Source organism: Corynebacterium sp. 045007 (assembly GCF_040743205.1).
Classification (GTDB): Bacteria; Actinomycetota; Actinomycetes; order Mycobacteriales; family Mycobacteriaceae; genus Corynebacterium; species Corynebacterium jeikeium_D.
Map to the genome: position 1 here is coordinate 1 of NZ_JBFLKW010000023.1, position 19,213 is coordinate 19,213.

General features: G+C 57.4%; 13 protein-coding genes and 1 pseudogene. 4 read left to right on the plus strand and 10 right to left on the minus strand.

What is annotated here, in order from left to right; all coding sequences use genetic code 11:
* Positions 1-786: 786 nt before the first annotated feature.
* From AB1Z34_RS10110 to AB1Z34_RS10125, 4 genes are all read right to left on the minus strand, one after another.
* On the minus strand, positions 787-1,146 hold the full coding sequence (locus AB1Z34_RS10110) for a hypothetical protein (RefSeq protein ID WP_049190896.1): 360 nt from the start codon (positions 1,144-1,146) through the stop codon (positions 787-789).
* Between the two features lie 170 nt (positions 1,147-1,316).
* On the minus strand, positions 1,317-2,072 hold the full coding sequence (locus AB1Z34_RS10115; protein ID WP_049190898.1) for a class F sortase: 756 nt from the start codon (positions 2,070-2,072) through the stop codon (positions 1,317-1,319).
* A gap of 9 nt (positions 2,073-2,081) precedes the next feature.
* Positions 2,082-5,120 (minus strand): VaFE repeat-containing surface-anchored protein, encoded by a 3,039-nt coding sequence (locus tag AB1Z34_RS10120; RefSeq protein WP_367158305.1) that lies wholly within the window; start codon positions 5,118-5,120, stop codon positions 2,082-2,084.
* Positions 5,121-6,059: 939 nt separating this feature from the next.
* A complete protein-coding gene (locus AB1Z34_RS10125; protein WP_049171148.1) occupies positions 6,060-6,707 on the minus strand; it encodes a hypothetical protein in 648 nt (215 codons plus the stop codon).
* Positions 6,708-7,226: 519 nt separating this feature from the next.
* Between AB1Z34_RS10125 and AB1Z34_RS10130 the strand changes: the two are divergent.
* Both AB1Z34_RS10130 and AB1Z34_RS10135 read left to right on the plus strand, forming a co-directional pair.
* A pseudogene (locus AB1Z34_RS10130) lies at positions 7,227-8,416 on the plus strand (IS3 family transposase); the annotation flags it as partial.
* A gap of 111 nt (positions 8,417-8,527) precedes the next feature.
* Positions 8,528-9,451 carry a siderophore-interacting protein gene (locus tag AB1Z34_RS10135; RefSeq protein WP_016421889.1) on the plus strand — a complete coding sequence of 308 codons (924 nt, stop codon included), beginning with the start codon at positions 8,528-8,530 and terminating at the stop codon, positions 9,449-9,451.
* Here the strand turns inward: AB1Z34_RS10135 and AB1Z34_RS10140 are convergent.
* The 6 genes from AB1Z34_RS10140 to AB1Z34_RS10165 form a co-directional block, all read right to left on the minus strand.
* Positions 9,448-10,242, minus strand: a complete 795-nt coding sequence (locus AB1Z34_RS10140; RefSeq protein ID WP_016421888.1) for an ABC transporter ATP-binding protein — start codon at positions 10,240-10,242, stop codon at positions 9,448-9,450. The two genes, AB1Z34_RS10135 and AB1Z34_RS10140, sit on opposite strands and share 4 nt — an antisense overlap.
* Positions 10,239-11,282, minus strand: coding sequence for an iron chelate uptake ABC transporter family permease subunit (locus AB1Z34_RS10145; RefSeq protein ID WP_042389055.1), 1,044 nt, complete (start codon positions 11,280-11,282; stop codon positions 10,239-10,241). The genes AB1Z34_RS10140 and AB1Z34_RS10145 overlap by 4 nt, the downstream gene beginning before the upstream one ends.
* Positions 11,283-11,287: 5 nt before the next feature.
* Positions 11,288-12,283 carry an iron ABC transporter permease gene (locus AB1Z34_RS10150; protein ID WP_222865141.1) on the minus strand — a complete coding sequence of 332 codons (996 nt, stop codon included), beginning with the start codon at positions 12,281-12,283 and terminating at the stop codon, positions 11,288-11,290.
* Between the two features lie 51 nt (positions 12,284-12,334).
* The gene (locus tag AB1Z34_RS10155) at positions 12,335-13,291 is read right to left on the minus strand and encodes an iron-siderophore ABC transporter substrate-binding protein (RefSeq protein ID WP_016421885.1); all 957 of its coding nucleotides are present in this window, start codon (positions 13,289-13,291) and stop codon (positions 12,335-12,337) included.
* An 803-nt stretch (positions 13,292-14,094) separates the two neighbouring features.
* Positions 14,095-15,135: an aspartate-semialdehyde dehydrogenase gene (locus AB1Z34_RS10160; protein WP_069359031.1), complete on the minus strand. Its 1,041-nt coding sequence runs from the start codon at positions 15,133-15,135 to the stop codon at positions 14,095-14,097.
* Positions 15,136-15,144: 9 nt separating this feature from the next.
* On the minus strand, positions 15,145-16,410 hold the full coding sequence (locus AB1Z34_RS10165; RefSeq protein ID WP_048733180.1) for an aspartate kinase: 1,266 nt from the start codon (positions 16,408-16,410) through the stop codon (positions 15,145-15,147).
* A gap of 564 nt (positions 16,411-16,974) precedes the next feature.
* On the opposite strand from AB1Z34_RS10165, the gene AB1Z34_RS10170 reads away from it, so the two are divergent.
* Complete coding sequence (locus AB1Z34_RS10170) at positions 16,975-18,003, plus strand: DMT family transporter (protein WP_367158306.1); 1,029 nt, start codon at positions 16,975-16,977, stop codon at positions 18,001-18,003.
* 157 nt (positions 18,004-18,160) lie between these two features.
* Complete coding sequence (locus tag AB1Z34_RS10175; protein WP_070859181.1) at positions 18,161-19,213, plus strand: class C sortase; 1,053 nt, start codon at positions 18,161-18,163, stop codon at positions 19,211-19,213.

The following is a 19,213-nucleotide window of genomic DNA, read 5'->3' on the forward strand; positions in this document are numbered from 1 at the left end:
AATAACCGGCCACGGGTAGTGCTCGACGGGTTAACTCCCCGGGAGGTAATCTCTGGTGTTATCCATGATGCAATGACCGCCTGACCCTACCGGGCGGTACGAGAGAACTTATTCACGAAAACAGGTCCTTTACAGAAGTCCAAAATGAAGCGACACGCTTCAATACGTCTCGCGATTCACTCCAGACGGCGACACCATCGTTCCCCGACTTGCCAAAACTGAGACTTTCCTTAAGGGAAAGACCAGTCTGTCTAACCTTTTAAGCCTAAGCGTTATGAACTTTAATGTTTGCTCGTCGAAACATTGCAGCTCAAGCCCATTGCTCGCTCGGTTAATAGCGCTCAGTGAACCGCTTACAAATAACTTAACTCGTTTCACTTCCAACCGATACCCGACGGTTACATACCGCCAAACCAAGCACCCGAAAAACCTACACAAACGTAAGAATTGCAAGAGATTAATATCTTTTTATCGAGGTCACAGCGGTTTTTCCCAATCGAGGCCGAAACCCTCTCAATTTCCCACACAATCAAACACACCCAAAAATGGGGGTAGACAATTGCTTCATAGTGATGGCTCCTATGTACAACCGCTATCACCCCAGCGCACGCCGGGAAAATGAGGACTCATCAACCTTCCAGGTTTTACAGTCACGACAACGTCGTCAAGCGAAAGCAAAAACCTTTGGGGCAAGGACGCCCCGCGGCGCACCACCCTGTGCTAGGACCCGTAAAAGCACAGAGGCAGTAAGCGACACGGGGCGCCCTGCCGCGTCAGTAGGGACGTTTAGAGAACCGCCCAGTAGTGAACATCGTTGTAGCCGTTGAGCTTGAGGACGTCACCAATCTGCTCGACCTTCTTCTTGCCCTCAGGGGTCATGCCATCCGGCATGATCTGCACGTCAGCGCTGTGATCGCCGGTGAAGGTGATGTTGACGTAGTCCTTGCCATCGCGGTGCTCAAGCTCGAAGACGTAGCGGTTGACGGCCAGCTTGCCCGAGTGGAGGAACCCACCCTTGCCCGGAGCGACAACTGCAGTGTCAGCAGAGTTTGCAGGTGCAGCTACCGCCTGTGCGGCAGTAGCAACCGGAGCGGCAAGCACGAGTGCGCCCACACCCCAGACACCGATTTTCTTCAACATGCTCATAGGAACTTCCTTATCTTCAGTGTTTCTGCAGGTTTTCTGCAGATTTGTTCTGTGTTTTTCTGCGACTGCCGGCGCCACCGTTGTTCGACAGCGTTCAACAGCCGCAGCCAATGAAATTGGTCAATGAATCGAGGCTGCGCCCCAGCGCCCCAGCGCCCTAGCGCACCAGATCAGCGCACTGGAGTGGCCTCGACGATGATGTTGTCGGCGTAACCCAACGTGCCGCCGACGAACTCGCCTCCGCAGGTAATGAGGACCAAGCGGTTCTCACCAACTGCATCGTTGACGACCTCAGGCATCTGAGCGCCCTTGACCACCTGGATCGGATCCTTGCTGACGGTGAAGTCTCGACTTTCGCCATCCACCTTCACCGTGACAGTGTCACCAGCCTTCAGGTCAGCGAAACGTGCAGCGTAACCATCACCCTGATCCACCTCATTGACGTGACCGGTAATGACGGACGAACCAGCAGCACCTTTCTCACCGGGAATCGCTGAAGCTGAGTACCAGCCCAGGCGCGAAACATCGGTCGGTGGAATCAGAGACCCCTGATCAGTCAGCTGAACGAAATCAATCGGAGCCGACTTACCATCAATGAGCATCTCCATCTCGTGCACAGCTCCCCGAGAACCCTGTGCTGGAGTAGGAAGATTCTCCTGCGCGCCATCGAGCGTCGAATCATTGCGATTGATCTGGGCAATCACCAGCAGAGCGATAACGCCGATTAATGCGATAGCGGCGATGTACACCCGTGGCTGCTTCCACCAAGGCACGTCCTGCAGGTCTTCGACTTGGCCGTCGGCCTGGTCTTCGTCCTGGTCAAACGGATCAACGTGGTCGAGTGCGCCGGTTTCGGTTTCCGGTTCGAATCCTGGTGTGTTGCCAGGTTCCTTGCCGGTCTCGTCCGAGCCAAACTGATCAGTCATGGAATCTCCTTAGTTGGTGGCTACCGTCGGCAGAGCGTGAGTAGCCAAACCGGTCGGGCCAGACGGAACCGAACTAATTGCACGTCGTTCCGAGTTCGGAGCCAACGGCTTTCCGTGGTTCTTCTGCTTATCCTGGCCAGTGCCACCGATGATGGTGACGTTGGTGTTGTTCTGCTCCGAGTGCTGATTAATCACAGTGGTCGGGGTGGCAGAGTCGCTGGTAGGTGCAGAGGAATCGTCGTTAGGCGTGTTCTGCTCGCCCTCATCCTTCGGCTGCTCAGATGGCGTGTTCTCCGGGGTCTTGCCGTTCGTGACAGTCTGCGCCGCAGAGTTGATGTCCTTGTGAACAGCAACTTCCTTGCCATTGGCATCGGTCAGAGTCTCGAAGGCAACCTGAGAAGCGCAGTCGCCGTCAGTGATGATGATTGGAACATCAACCGTGCCGGCGGATGCCGTCGGCACAAAGTGCAGGCGGCTCCTAGCGCCAGTGGACTTGCCTGTCTCCTTGCACATCAGCTCACCGGTCAGCGTGTACTTCGTGCCCGGCTTCAGGCCAGTGAAGTGCACGGTGTCGATAACGACAGCACCCTTCTCAACCAGACCCTTCCCGGCAATGCCGGCAGTAGTCGTGATGGCTGGGTTGTCCTCAGACTGCGCTGGGGTGCTCGGGTGGTTCGGCTTGCTCGGCTTTTCCGGCTGGGCAGGCTTCGTCGGCTTGGACGGCTTTTCCGGCTGGGCAGGCTTGGTCGGCTTGGACGGCTTTTCCGGCTGAGCGGGCTTAGTCGGCTTGGACGGCTTTTCCGGCTGAGCGGGCTTAGTCGGCTTGCTCGGCTTCTCTGGCTGGGCAGGCTTGGCCGGCTTGCTCGGCTTCTCCGGCTGAGCGGGCTTAGTCGGCTTGCTCGGCTTTTCCGGCTTCTCGGACTCGGACGTAGACGGAGTTGTCGTCTCAGACGGCTCTTCCGGCTGCGTCGTCTCCGGCTGCTCGGACGGCTCATCGTCGCTCGGCGTTGCCGGAACCGTGGATGTGGTCGGCTCAGTCGAGCTGGTCTCCGGTGCGGTCGTCTCCTCGGACGGAGTTTCGCTTTCCTCGGTCGGGGTGTCTTCCGGCTTCTCCGGAACCTCGCCGGTCACGGTCTGGCTAGCGTCGTTGATATCTGCGTGGTCAGCGATCTCATTGACCTGACCATCGCTTTCCTTACCAGTCGAGTCAACCTCATCAGAGGTCAGGTGCTCGAACACGACAGCCTCGGCAACAGGAGTCTTAACAGAGTCAGACACCTCAAGAGTGACAGTCACAGTACCGCTTGCCGACGTCGGCTTGAACGTCGCCTCGCCATGACCAATCACGGAGTCATCAGCCTTGTTAACCAGTTCACCGGAGAGGGTGTAGTTCTTACCAGGGACCAGACCCTCGAAATGCACGGTGTCGACGACCTTGGCATTAGCCTCAATGCGGTTGCCCTGAAGCTCGGCTACCGTGCGCAGCTCCGGCTCCAGCGGCGTATCAGCGGGCTCGCTCGGCTTAGACGGTTCGGTAGTCTCAGTCGGCTCGCTCGGCTCCGTGGTCTGCGACTCAGTGCTGTCAGTCGGCTCGGTCGGTTCCGTCGGAGCGGCCGGCTTCGTGGACTCGGAGGTGTTAGGAGTAGTCGTCGAAGAGCTCGGCTGCTCTTCGCTTTCCGACGTCGTCGGAGTCTCAGACTCACTGGTCTCAGAAGTAGCGGTCTCGCTGGACGACGGCTCCGTTGTTTCTTCGGTCGTCTCCTCGGTCGTCTCTTCGCTCGTCGGGGTCTCTTCGGAGGTCGACGGCTGCTCCGGCTTTTCGCCGTGAACGGTCTGAGCTGCGTCGTTGATGTCCTCGTGGGTAGCGATTTCTACCCGCTGACCATCGGTGTTGTCCTGGCCATCGGCGGTGACCTCTGTCGAGGTCAGCTTTTCAAATGCAACAGCAGCGGATACCGGCTCATCTACATCATCGGAGACGGTAATCATGACGGCCTGCTCACCCGAAGAGGTCTCCGGAGTGAATTCGACGCTGCCGGTACCCAGGATGCGATCAGCATTGGCCTTGTCCACCAGGGTGGCGTCTAGGCGGTAGTTCTTACCCGGAACCAGGTCAGTGAACTTCACGATGTCCTTAACCACAGCACCCGCGACAATCTTGTTGCCGTTCAGTCGAGCCTGAGTGGAAATCGACGGCTTAAGCGTGGTCGGCTTCTCCGGCTCGGACGGTTTGGTCGACTCGGACGGGGTCGTGGTCTCCGCAGGCGTGGTCGGAGTAGTCGGCTTTTCTGGCTCAGACGGCTTCGTCGGCTCAGATGGCTTCGTCGGCTCTGCCGGAACTTCACCGGAAGACGGAGTGACATTGTCAATCACAATGATGTCTTGTTTCTTACCATTGTTGAAAATGTAGCCAGTGCGGTTCGTACCGTCGACGGTGTCCTGACCGACGTTAGCCGGACCAGTGAGGTAGTCGTAGACAGCCTTCGTCGATGGGTTGTGAATGCCCTTGGAGAAGTCAATGTCATCGGAGAAGTGCCACAGAGCGAATTGAGTTGCGTTATTGGCGTCCAGCACATTCAGACGTCCTTTAACTCCAGCTGCCTTCCCCAGTTCATCCAAACCAACAGCTGGAGAACCGTGGTGCGCAATCCAGTTGAGCTTCCGGTATCGGTCAAAGTCGTTCCGCAGCTTGTTATTGGTATCTGTACTGCGCGAGAACTGACTGAAGTTCTGCACACGACCGGTGTCATAAAGATCACCGGCGACGCTGGCCTCAATGCAGTAACCCATTTTGTGGCTACCAAATGGAGTTGCCGCCTCGTCAAATGCCGCAATGAGTGGCTCAAAATCACGGACATTTCCATTGGCTTCAACACCCTTAACGGTTCCAGGAACACTCAAAATCTTCTGGATCGTCAGGGTTTCGCCAGTGTCTTCTGCCTCCTGCGCATGCGCAATTATTGGAGATTTAGCGAAGAAAAGAGCGAGCACAGCCACGAAGCTAAAAAGCGCCAACCAGCGCTTCTCGTTTGTAAAACGACCGAACATGAGCCCTCCCCCTTCCTTCGATTTCAGTGCGTTATACACCTTTCGCTACCTTTCCAGCCTTCAATGAACAATCAATGACCACGCATAAGCGTCTCCAGCCCCCATCACAGGTAGCCCAGTTGACATCGCCTTCTAATTCTCATTTATAGCGTTGGCCGTCCCCGAATATAACAAATACATTTTATGTTTGTTAGACCATTTAATTGGCACCCCTATTTCCTTTTATTTCAATGCCAATAATTGTTGTTTGCATATTTTTTCTGGGGTGGACATTTGGACACCACACACATGCCGAAGTTCCACCTTTCGCCACGACACCTAGCCATTCAACCCATAAAATCACGATTAACCTGCGCATATGAAGTTTTTTCAATGAATCCCCGCCCATTAATTTGGGTTAGAATGTCTCCCATGTCACGATTTTCATAATTGTGAGTTACGGCACAAATGACACCCCACCTCCACCTAATGAAAATGCAAGCCAATAAATCTCTAAGAGCAAAAATGATGTCTCAAGACTATTTACAAAAGAATCCCCGGACATCATTTAATAAGCCACATAATTGTGTGCTAATTGCGGCTGCATAAATAATCGCCTCTCCGCCCCAACCTCTCCATCCGCGGTTAATAGACAAAAATGGGTCTGATTCACGGCATTCCAACAGATCACGTTATGTAAAACGCGACTGAATAGGGGACTGCAAATGTGAAACTGTGCGAGTTTATGACGCTTTCAGGACATTTTTCGGGCCATTTTTGACATAAACGCAGTCAGTAACTCGGATCGACCCAACGTCGCCAGCTATAAACACAAAAAAGCGCCTCCCCACTCCGCAAGGAGTGAGAAGGCGCTCGTGCGCTGTTACGTATTAATAGCCGCGAGAGCTAATAGCTGCGCAGTGTCATTGTAGTGCAGTGCCTAAGTCAGCTTAAACGGCCTTAGATAGCCTTTGCACCGGTGAGGTCCAGGTCGACTGGCAGGTTGTCACCCGCACCGTCCTCGGCCAGCAGGCCACCCTGGTTGTTGCCGCCGGTCTGGGCACCCTGCTCCTGGCCGCCAGTCTGGAGGCCACCCTGGTTCTTACCACCGGTCTGCAGGCCCTGCTCCTGGCCGCCAGTCTGAAGGCCGTTCTGGTTCTTACCGCCAGTCTGGAGACCCTGCTCCTGGCCACCGTTCTGCAGACCCTGGTCGCCACCGACGTTTTGCAGGCTCTGGTCCTGGCCACCGGTCTGGAAACCGGACTGACGCTCACCAATCTGGCCCTTGTCGTTAACCTGGTCGCCGCCGACCTTGTCGCCCTTGTCCAGCTTGTCGCCGCCAATCTGGTCTCCGCCGTTCAGCTGATCGCCGCCAGCGTTCTGGAGACCCTGGTTGCCGCCAACGTTCTGCAGAGCGTTGTCCTGATCGCCACCGACGTTCTGCAGACCCAGGTTGCCGCCCTCAGTCAGAGAGTGGAAGTTCGGGAACAGTGAGTCGACCTGAACCAGTGGGCCCTCCGGGAAGTTCACGTTGAACTCAGGTACCGGCAGCGGAGCCGGTGCTGGCAAGGAGGAAATCAGTTCGCAGATATTGCACAGGTTATCCATGATGATCCTTTAGAAAAATGAAGTGTAGATAAATGGTGTGGCGCGATGCCCAGAGCTGAAGGTAAAGGGCTTCTCGCCTTCTCCTTTGCGGCCACTGCCGTGCTCACACGAAAACCGTACCGGTGATGAAAAACGGTCACAATATAGAAATTCGACCCACTTCAGCCAGGAAATTGGAAACAGAATAACGGCAAAATTTAACCTGCACTTATGCCCAAACGTCGCATGTCACGGGTCACATTGCTAGCCGTTTGGTCACCCCAAACCAGGCTCGCCTTTTCCAGCAGAAAAGCCTCGGCACCTAATGAACTGCTCCCCATTAGTTGGACTGAGAAATCAGTTACCGACTAGTGGGGAGTAGTTGTCATTGAGAGCACGAAGTTCGCTAAGTGAATATCAGCGCGAGCAGTTGGTTGAACTATTTGAGCAAGGCATGGGTTATACAGCCGCTGCCAATGCCCTTGGTGTCTCCAAGTATGCCGCCCGTATGCTCTGTCGTCGGTTTAAGCTGCATGCAGGCTATGTCTTGTGGAGAAACCGACTAAGCAGCAGTACTCGTTCGAGATCAAGAAGGAAGTTGTCCAACGCCACCTTGCTGGCGAGACAGCGATGGATCTTGCGCGTGAATTTGGCCTGTCATCACAGCAGCTGGTCCGCGGGTGGTCGTGGAAATGGCGCAAAGACGGCGATGACGCGTTGAAACCGAAGCCGAAGGGCAGGCCCAAAGGATCGGTCACGCCGAAGCCGCTGTCGGAGGAAGACAAGCTGCGTGGCGAAAACGAACGGTTGCGGGCCGAAAATGCCTATCTAAAAAAATTGCGGGACTTGAGGAATCAGGGACGCGCCTGAAAGTCCAGGCGATTGTCATCCTCAAGTCGCACCACCGCTTGGAGTACCTCCTAGAGGCAGCAGGTATGCCACGGTCGACGTTCTTCTACCACCAGAAACGACTCAGTAAGCCAGATAAGCACGCCGAGCTCAAGCAAGCGATTCGGGAAAGCTTCGAGCGTAACAAGCATCGCTACGGCTACCGACGAGTACTACTTGACCTGCGTAACCAGGGGTGGGTGGTCAACCACAAACTCGTCTACAAACTCATGTGCGAGATGGGGCTGCGAGCCAAGATCCGCCAACGTAGACCTTATGTTTCCTACACCGGGACGATCAGCCACATTGCCGACAACAAGCTTGACCGCAAATTCACCCCGGATCAGCCAAATACCGTCTTTGTCAGCGACGTCACCGAGTTCAGGGTTGCAGGCCGCAAGGTCTACCTGTCACCGGTGATGGACTTGTTCGACCGCTCAATCGTTGCCCACACTGTGGCTACATCGCCGTCGACAGCGTTGACCACCGATTCTTTGCCCAAGGTGATCGCGGCGTGGGCACCTGAACCCGGGTGGATGATGCACACCGATCAAGGTTTCCAGTACCAGCATGCCTCGTGGCGTGACCTGATCGGCGACAACGGCGGTGTTCAGTCGATGTCGCGTAAAGCCAACTGTTACGACAACGCGGTCATGGAGAACTTCTTCGGCCACGTGAAAACCGAGATGTACCACGGAGAAGTCTTCGACACGGTCGCAGAGTTCAACCAAGTAATCGACGAATACATCCAGTGGTACAACACCGAACGCGTCCAACAACGACTCAAGGGCCTGACCCCGATGCAATATCGAAATCAGACCCTTGAAGCCCTAACCGCCTAGAGTTAAACCAGTCCAACTTTCGGGGACCAGTTCACCTCGGATCCCCGCGGGGCTTTTTCTGCCCCTCACCCTTTCACTTTTGCTTTAGGTAAGGGTAAGTTAACTCCCACTATGACCTCGAACCCAGTTACCCTGAACACTCCGACGAACACTTCCGCCTACCGCGCGGCCTTTTCTGACCACCTACTCTTGGCCGCCCCTTCTGAACCGCACCATCGAATCATCCGCGCCACTGTTTATGACGTCAGCGCCCCGGCAGAAAACCTGCAGAGGATTGTCATCCGCTCCCCCGAGCTAGTCGGCTTTCAGCTTTCCGGCCCGGACGAATTCTTTGGCCTCTTTATGCCGGCTAAGCCCGGCGAGAATCTCCATTTACCCCTCCACGGAGGTGGCGCCAATATCCGCGCAAGCGTTACAGCCATGCCGGAGACCCAACGCCCAAATTTACGTTGGTACACCGTACGCTCACTCGATCCCGAGTGCGGACAGATAACTTTCGACGTGGCGACACATGGCGTCAAAAATCCAAAGGATGAGCACGTCGGACCAGGGCTCGCCTGGGCTCTTGCAACTCGTGTTGGCGACCAGGTAGGCATCTGGACATGCCAGGGCCTCTGGCACCGCGCGCAAAGTTCACAAACACTTATCGCAGACCCATCTGCCGTACCTTCCGTTCGCGCCATTTTGGATTACGCGGATGCGTTTGCCCCGGAACAGTTGCGCGACATACACCTCGTAGTGGTCGCCGAGAACCATGGTGACCTCGAGCCATCCCTCGTCGCCGACTGGGAGAGCAAGCTGGGCAGCCTAGAAGTGCTGTTTAGCGCTACAACGGACTTCAGCACGGCAGTGATGTCCCACCTACAGCAACTGGACCGTGCCGAACACCCCGCAACACAGTCGAAGTACGTCTGGGTCGCGGGTGAAGGACAGCTCTGCAAGGAAGTACGGCGCCACGCAATTCACACCTGGGGCCTCAATAGCGAATCCGTGCAGTGGTGCCCCTATTGGTTCCTAGGCAGGGCACGGCCTTAATTAGCCACAATCCCTCGCGGCACAATAATCGGAGCCATACCGCGGGGATCTTCCCACACCTCGGCATTCAGGCCATATGCCTCGCGCAACACATCCACCGTCAGAGCCTCCTTTGGAGAACCCTCGGCGATCTTTTCCCCTTCCTTCATGACGATCATCTCGTCGCTAAAAGCTCCCGCCAGGCCAAGATCATGAAGTACGGTAATCACCGTCTTGCCCTCTTGAGCGAGCTCCCGCACGATACTTAGAATCTCTATCGCATGTGCCGGATCTAGGTAGGTAGTCGGTTCGTCCAACAGCACAATTGGCGTATCCTGCGCCAACACCATCGCCATCCAGACCCGCTGCCGCTGGCCGCCAGAAAGCTCCGCCACGTCGCGGGCAACAAGATGGTCAACCTTCGTCTTCTTCAGCGCCTCGCGCACTTTTTCTTTATCTTCTGACGCCGTCGCTCCCCCACCCCAGAGCGATCGACGATAAGGGTGCCGTCCGCGCTCCACAAGTTCTCCAACGGTCAATCCCGCCGGACACAGCGGGTGTTGTGGCAAAAGCGCAATTAGTTGGGCGGCTTCGCGCGACCGCAAACTATGCACGTCCTTTTTCTCTACAAGAACCCGTCCTTCGGCGGGAGCAAGCAGCCGAGAAAGCGTCTTGAGCAACGTCGACTTGCCACAACCATTGGGGCCTAAGAGCGTGGTGACCTTCCCGGGCTCTGCAGTGAAAGACACGTCCTTAACAATGCTTGGGCCGTCGTTGTAGCCCACGGTGACGTGATCAACTTGAACGTTCATTGAACCATTCCTTTCAGAGTTCCGCGACGGGCCGCCAACCACACAAGCAACACCAACGCGGGGCCACCGATGATGGCGGTAACCAAACCCACAGGGGATGTAAATGGCAGTGCGCCCGCCACGACGGCGCACGCAGCTAATAGAGCAGCGCCTGCAAAAGTAGAGCACAACGGATGGGGCGTGGGCGTTCCGGCCACCAGCTTGGCCAGCTGAGGAGCCAATAGTGCCACGAATCCAATTGGGCCGACAAAGGAAACCACCACCGCGACAATGCCCGTTGCGGCAATGAGCAAAATAGCGCGCACCCTCGTGACATTTACCCCAAGTGTGGACGCGGTGGCGTCATCATGAGAAAGAAGAGGGACATCGCGCGTAACACAAAGGCCTAAAACTACGAAGGGCAACAGGCCCAACACCATAGGAAACAAAGCTTCCATACGCACAAAGCCGGTAGACCCAGCGAGCCAAGTTTGGGCATCCGTGGCACGAGTTAAGTCAGCCCGGAGCAGGAGATACTGCACTAAAGACTGCGTGAGGAAAGACAGTGCCAGGCCGATGACCACTACGCGCTGCGACGTCCCGAAGCCACCGAGTAGAACGAGCAAACCAACGATCACTAGTGCGCCAAGCAAAGCGAGTGCAGCACGCCACCAGAACGTCGGCACCCCCTCACTCCATGCAGGGCGGGTAACTACGGTGCCCGCCACAACCAAAACCGCCGCGCCGCCGGATACACCGAGAATGTCCGGGCTGGCCAGCGGATTGCGGGCCATGGTCTGAGTCCACGCACCTGCCAGCCCTAGAGCCGCGCCGACCAGAACGGTAGCGATTGCTACAGGCAGGCGGAGATCCCACACCACGTTGATTGCTTGCTGTGTGCCCCCACCGGTGAGAACCTCGATGACTTCCATCGGGCTGAGCTTCACCGCTCCTTGCCCCAGGATTAAGCAGTAACAAAGAGCCGCTATGAGGGCGAACCCTGCCGAAGCCGCCAGGACGCGTCTGCTTCGTGAACGCTTAATACTACGGATAGACGTCATATCGCTCATATCGTCAGCTCCGAGTCATTCGAGGTCGGTGAACTCTTCTTACGTCGCACCGCCAGAATCATCACTGGGGCACCGACAATAGCTAAGACAATGGACATTTCCAGCTCGTTAGGCTGCAGGACGAAGCGGCCCACAATATCGGCTAGCAACACAGCCGCGCCACCAACAATGCCGGTCGGCAGCAAGAGGCGAGTCAGGGACGGGCCGGTAAACGGGCGTAGTAGGTGTGGCACGGCGAAGCCCACGAATGTCACAAGCCCCACAGTGGCTGTCGCCGAGCCGGCGAGGATGATCACCGCTGCGGCAGCCAACAAGCGGGTTCTCGTGGGCGAGCTGCCAAGGGAACGGGCGGAGTCCTCTCCCATCGCAAGTAGATCCAGCGGGCGTGCTGCAAGCGCACCACATAGAGCACCTAGTGCTAGACCTAAAGCAGCTAAGGCCACGTCTTCCATACCCCGCCCAGCTGTAGAGCCAACGGTCCAGCGGCGGAGCCCTTCCAGGGTGTCGGAAGAATAGAGGCTCAGCATATTCGTGGCCGCTTGCAGGGCGAAGGTAACTCCCACGCCCACGAGTACCAGAGTTAGCGGGTTACGCGATACGCGGGAAATCAACAGCACGATTAAGGCAGCGACGGCCGCCCCGACGAGCCCTACAAGTGTCCGCTCCCCGACCGTCGTTGCCCAGCCCAAGGTCAGTGCCGCAGCGACTGCGAAACTTGCTCCAGCGTTCACGCCGATAATGCCGGGATCTGCCAGGGGGTTGCGGGTCCAGCTCTGAGCAATGGCACCCGCCATAGCCAGGGCTGCGCCTGTGATCACAGCCAAGAGGGTGCGCGGAACGCGCAAGTCCCAAATGATGCCGGATTGCGTAGATGGGTGCGGACCATGCATGAGGATGCTGGTCACTTCGCCAATGGAAAGATCTTTGGAACCCAAGTACAGGGAGGCAAGCAGCAGCAAAGCCAAGCCAACGAGTGCGGCCGAAGTAAGCAAACGCCGGGAAAACACCAAAGAATGTCGAGTTCTTGAAACGGACACTTTCAATTAAATTGCGTCAGAGAACTTGTCGACTGCCCAGGGGATGGTCAATGGGTTCGGCATACTCATTGCATTGCCCACGTTTTCGTCCATCCAGCGGACCTTGCCTTCGCGAACAACGTCCAGCTTGCTGAATGTTGGATCCTTCTTCAAGGTATCGGCGGCACCCTGGTAATCAAGGATGAAGAGGTAATCGACGTTGTTGAGGTCGCTGTAGTTCTCAGGTGCGATGTCGCGGTAGAACTCGCCCCCGTTACCTTCGAGCTCCTTCGGGATCTCGAAGCCCAGACTCTTGATAAACTGCCCGCGACCGTCACCGGAGGTGTACAGGCCGATCTTTCCCTGATAAGGCATGACGATAGCCGCACGCTTGCCTTTGAGCTCAGGGTGCTGCTGTTGGAAATCATCGAAGGCCTTCTGCGTTTCTTCGACGAGTTTGTCGCCTTCTTCTTGCTTGTCTACAGCGCCGGCGATCTGGTTGACCTGATCCCGCCAGGGGATCTGCCAGTCCGTGGCACCGTCTGGCTTAACGGTGGTTGGGGCGATGTCATTAAGCGCCTTCTTCGCCTGCGCGTCTACGGCAGAGTTCACCGCAATGATCTTGTCCGGATCAGCGGCGGAGATCTTCTCCAGGATTTCAGCAGTGAATCCGTTGGCAGTACCGTAAACCACTTCAGGCTTGTTGTCGCCGAGCTTTTCGGTAGCCCATGGGCCGACGCCAGATGCATCAACATCTCCCTCAGCACCCCAGGGCGCTACGAGGACTGGTTGGATGCCTAGAGCGAGCAAGGTATCGCTGTCTCCCAGGCCAACTGCGGCGATGCGCTCGTCCCCGGTGCCCTCATTTTTTGACGCCGCCGCGTCGTCGCCTCGGGAGCAACCAGACAGAACAAGAGTGGATGCTGCCAAGACAGCGGCGGTCTTCAGCGCCGCTCGACGGGTCAGCGAATTGTTTCGAAACATGTGAAAACCTAACGCGTAAGGAACTCTTTGAAACGCTGTAAAGTACCCGTAGCCCCAAGAGACTGATGGCCTCTTTCGGCTACGGCCAACACAGCAATCGAGCCTATATTACACAGGTAAGGCTAACCACACAACAGGCTACCCTAAATTAGTCCGCTTCCTGCTCGGCCGCTACCGACTCCATCGCCGCCCTGGCCACCGTCGCCACGCTGGCCACCCTAGCCACCCTGGCCACTGTCACCGCCCTGGCCACCCTGGCTCTCAATGCCGAGATGCTCGCGCTATTGCAACTCGTGGCACCAACTGTCGGAAAAGTTGCACTTCGAAGGTCGAAATGTCGCTAGAACGGGAATCTGTCAGCACAGGCGCGCCTCCGAATTTTGCGACAATTCCCTGACCTGCAGTTTTGCGGAGCTGCAAATCAGTGTCTTTAACGCATTCCCGTTCTAGCGACATTCACCCCTGCTAGCGCCCCAAATACGGCGCCGTCGGCCACGCATCCCCGGTCTAGCGACATCTGCACATCCTCACGCCGCCAAATAGGGCGCCGGCGCCTCCCGTGACGCAATCCCCCCCCCAGCACTGCGCTCGCACAATCTCACATTCCGCTGGCGCTGCAGCCAAGCGGAAAGCGTGGGCGTCAATAAGAAAAAATAGGCCCCCTACCGCAACAATGTGAACTACTCCCCATTAGTTGGACTGAGAAATCAGTTACCGACTAGTGGGGAGTAGTTGTCATTGAGAGCACGAAGTTCGCTAAGTGCCGAGGCTTAACTTTTTGCGCTTTTAAGTACTGCGCTCAACTACTGGTCAGCGACCAACAGCTCCGCAATCTGGATGGTATTCAGCGCAGCGCCCTTACGCAGATTGTCGCCAGAGACAACCATCACCAGGCCACGCCCCTCCGGAACCGACTGATCGACACGGATACGACCCACCAGGGACTCATCCACACCAGCGGCAGCAAGCGGATTCGGAACGTCGACGACCTTCACGCCCGGCGCGGACTCCAGCAGCTCAGTAGCCTTCTCCACGGACAGAGCATTCTCAAACTCAGTGTGGATCACCAGCGTGTGGCCAGTGAAGACCGGAACACGCACACAGGTACCAGCAACAGCCAGCTCGGGGATAGACAGAATCTTGCGGGACTCATTGCGGAGCTTCTGCTCCTCATCGGTCTCCAGCGAACCATCATCAACAAAGTTGCCGGCCACCGGCAGCGCGTTGAAAGCAATCGGTGCGACGTACGGACCAAAGTCCTCCGCTACCAGAGCCGAACCATCAGTGGTCAGCTTCTCCAGGTTGTCGATGTTCTCGCGCACCTGGCCAGCCAGAGTATTCACGCCAGCAAGGCCCGAACCCGAGACGGCCTGGTAGGAGGACACACGCAGACGCTGCAACCCGGCCTCGTCGTGAAGCGGCTTGAGCACCGGCATCGCGGCCATCGTGGTGCAGTTCGGATTAGCGACAATTCCCTTCGGGATGTCCTGCAAAGCATCCGGGTTGACCTCGGAGACCACCAACGGGACCTCCGGATCCTTACGCCACGCCGACGAGTTATCAACAACAACAGCGCCAGCAGCCGCAAAACGCGGAGCCTGCTCCTTCGACAGCGTGCCGCCAGCGGAGAACACCGCGACATCAATGCCCTTCAGATCCTCGTCAGAAGTAGCCGCGACATCCTCGACAACAATCTTCTCGCCGCGGAACTCCAACTCCTTGCCCGCACTACGAGCAGAAGCGAAAAAACGAACCTTATCGGCCGGGAAATTACGCTCCGCCAGAAGAGTGCGCATCACACGACCAACCTGGCCAGTGGCACCAACAACAGCAATCGTGGTCATGAAAACTCCTTAACGTCCCGTACCAGCGTAAACAACAGCCTCAGTGTCTCCACCGAGATTGAAAGCGTCGTGCAGGGCCTTCACAGACTTGTCGACATCCTGGTCATTAACCAGCACCGAGATACGAATCTCAGAAGTGGAAATCAGATCGATATTCACACCCTCATCAGCGAGCGCCTCACAGAACGTCGCAGTCACACCCGGGTGGGACTTCATGCCAGCACCGACCAAGGAGACCTTGCCCACGTGATCGTCGTAAAGCACGTCCTTCCAGTCGTTGTCAGCCTGCAGCTTCTTCAGCAACGCCATCGCCTTCGGAGCATCCTCGCGCGGGCACGTGAAAGTAATGTCAGTGCGGTTATCCGCGACGGTGGAGACGTTCTGCAGCACCATATCGATGTTGATCTCCGCATCCGCAACAGCACGGAACATCTTCGCCGCCTGGCCCGGATCATCCGGAATGCCCAGCACGGTCACCTTCGCCTCGGAGCGGTCATGCGCCACACCGGTCAACACTGCTTCTTCCATAGGAATATCCTCCATCGATCCATCAACAAGGGTGCCAAGTTCATTGCTATACGACGAACGCACACGCAACGGGACATTAAACGCGCGGGCGTATTCGACACTTCGCAGCTGCAAAATCTTCGCGCCAACCGCGGCCATCTCCAGCATCTCCTCGAAGGAAATGGTGTCCAAGCGCTGTGCATCCGGCACAATGCGCGGATCCGCCGTGTACACGCCATCCACGTCGGAGTAAATCTCGCAGACGTCTGCCTCCAGAGCTGCCGCGAGAGCGACCGCAGTGGTATCCGAGCCACCACGACCCAGCGTAGTGACGTCCTTGGTCTCGCGGTTCACACCCTGGAAACCGGCAACCAGGCAAATATGGCCCTCATCGAGAGCCTCGCGGACACGGCCCGGAGTGACCTCGACAATGCGGGCGTTACCGTGGCGCTCCGTAGTAATTACGCCGGCCTGCGAACCGGTAAAAGAACGGGCCGATGCGCCGAGGCTTGCGATTGCCATAGCGACCAGCGCATTAGAAATACGCTCACCGGCGGTCAGGAGCATGTCCATCTCGCGTCCCGGCGGGACCGGGTTGACCTGCTCAGCGAGGTCCAGAAGCTCATCGGTGGTGTCGCCCATTGCCGAGCAGACAACCACGACGTCATTGCCCTGCTTTTTGGTTTCCACAATTCGTTCTGCAACACGACGAATGCGTTCGGCGCTCTCCAGGGATGAACCACCGTACTTCTGCACAACCAGTGCCATGGTCGGCAACCTCCAAAAACTAGGCAACTATATGCACGTAACTATTATTGACTCAATTTACTTGAGTCGCATTCGTAATTACATAGTGGGTTACCAAAACGTAGCTTGCGGGGGTTGTGTGGAGGGTTTGGATCGGGTTGCGTGGGGGCTTGCGGGGTATCGTGACCGGTTTTCGGGTGTGGGTTAGATGTTTGGGGTATTTGGGGTGTGGATTGGGCGCGACTGCGCGGCGAGGGTGTGACGGCTGGGGTGTTTGGGGCGTTTGGGGTGTCGGTTGGGTGTGGATCGGACGCTGCTGCGGGCTGCAAATGTGAAACTGACTAAGTTTATGACAAAAACAGGCCATAAAATGCCTCGAAACTGTCATAAACCTAGTCAGTAACTCTCGGTACTGTGCCAGGAACTCCGGGCTCAGTCAGCTCCACTCCCTAACTCCCCGGCCCGAGCTCAGTCAGCTTCTTGGCCGAACCAGCTAATTCCCGAGGCGCTGCGGGCACCAACCACTGCCCCGCCCAACCCCTGCGAAGTGGACATGACAAGTGTTGCATGCCTAGCATTCCCTACGTGAACAATGACCTTCTCGCTGCGATACTGGCACTGCTGTCCGCACTCAGCATCGCGTGGGGAACCGTCATCCGCCACAACCTCTCCGGAACACTGGAAGAGGGCACCAGCACACTTCGCGGAGTGGCGAAGACCCTGAAGCTGCCGCGCTGGTGGCTGGGCTCGGGCCTGGCGATTGCCGGGTATGTATTTCAGGTCGCGGCGTTGGCATTTGGCACGTTGCTCCTGGTGCAGCCGTTGTTGGTCATGAAGCTGATGCTCACGCTCCCGCTGGCGGCGAAGGTCAACGGTCGGCGGATTTCGCGGTCAGAGATGATCTGGTCCGTGGCGCTTACTTTTGCGGTGGCGACGCTGGTGTTGCTCGGCAAGCCGACTGCCGGCTCCACCGATATCCCCACCTACCTGTGGGGATGGGCTCTCGCCGTCGGTGGCGTGGTCACCTGCGGGCTTTACGCCGCTGCAGTTCAGTGGCCCAACACCGGCACCGGCGCCGGCGGCGGCTCAGACACCAAACAGCGCGGAGTGCTGCGCCAGAACCCGAAGGCCCTACTGCTCGGCACGGCAACCGGCTGGCTGTACGGCTTCGTCGCGTTGCTGTCTAAGTCGGTGGTCGATACTTATGTCAATGACGGGCTCGTCCAGCTCCTGCTCTCCTGGGAACTCTGGCTGCTTGTGGCACTGGCGGTTATTGGCGTCGGCCTGCAGCAGGCGGCTTTTAACGCGGGGCCGTTGCAGGCTTCGCTGCCAGCTATGACCGTCGTGGAACCGATCGTTGCCTTCAGCTTGGGATACATCGTTCTTGGTGAGCGCTTCCAGGCAGTTGGTGTGCAATGGGTAGCGCTGTTTATCGCACTGGTAACCATGATTTCTGCCACTATTGCCCTGGCGGCTCGGCCGGCAGAGGCCACCTCCACAAGCGCCGCAAGCGCCCCAAGCACCGCAAACACCGACACCACAAGCACCGCAACCACCGACGCCCCAAGCACCGAAATCACCACCACAGACTCCACCGATGCCACCGCTCGGTAAGTAGAGTTCAGCTCTCCCGGGTTGCATGACCTAAATTGGTATGTGCACTTATTAAGTCGTTAGCGATTTGTCGGCCTGGCTATCCCCTGCCCGGGAATTATCCCTGGTGAGAAAGACCCGTGGCCGCTATGCACAAGGTCACCAAAGGTAGGACTCGATGGGGCGTCATTCCCATTCCAAGCGGGCAACTTCCAAGCGGGCACCCAAACCGACATCTAAGCGGAAGTCCGAACGCGCAAACAGCACCAGCGCCGCAACCAAAACCGCCGCAACCAACACCAAAGCAAAGCCCCAAAAGGGCAAGAAGCTCAACTCGAACACCATCATCGCCCTGCTGTTGATCATTGGCGGTTTGGGCGTGCTGCTGTACCCGGTTGTCGCAACGCAGTGGAACAACTTCCTGCAGGCCCGCGCCGCAGATGAGTACTCCAAGCTGGAGAAATCCGCTCCTCCTGAGGTCTTGGACACCGCCTGGAACGAGGCCCATGAGTACAACGCCAGCCTCGGCGAGGTCAATCCGGGCGATGCCTGGACCACCTCTGATGACGAGTCTTCCCCGGAGTACCAGCGCTACCGCCACTACCTCGACGTGCTTGGCGAGACCGACGCGCTCGGCCGCATCGTCATCCCGTCCATCAACTCTGACCTGCCCATTTTCCATGGCACGTCGGAAAAGTCGCTCTCGCGCGGTGTCGGTCACCTCTACGGCACCGACTTCCCGGTCGGCGGCGTGGGCGAGGGCGAAGGTCGTCACGCGTCGCTGTCCGCGCATACGGGTCTGCAGAATGCGACGCTGTGGGACAACCTCGACAAGGTCAAGAAGGGCGACGCGTTCTACATCGCAGTCGCGGGTCACAAGTTGAAGTATGAGGTCCACGACGTAGCCGTCGTAAAGCCGGATGAAACCGATGCTTTACGACGCGTCCCCGGAGAAGACCTGATCACCCTGATTACGTGCACGCCTTACGGCATTAACACGCACCGCCTGCTGGTGACGGGGCATCAGGTGCCGATGGATCCTGACGAGGAGTCCGTGTTCGACGGCAGCGGTTCGCAGTGGCAGTGGTGGATGTGGGCCATCCTGGCAGCAGCGGCGGTGATCATTGCGCTGCTGATTTGGTGGCTGCGGAAGCTCTCGCGCGACGGCAAGGGCGAGCCGGCGGCCGAGCGCGAGAGCGACGAGACAGAGAATGACGAGGCGGAGGATTAG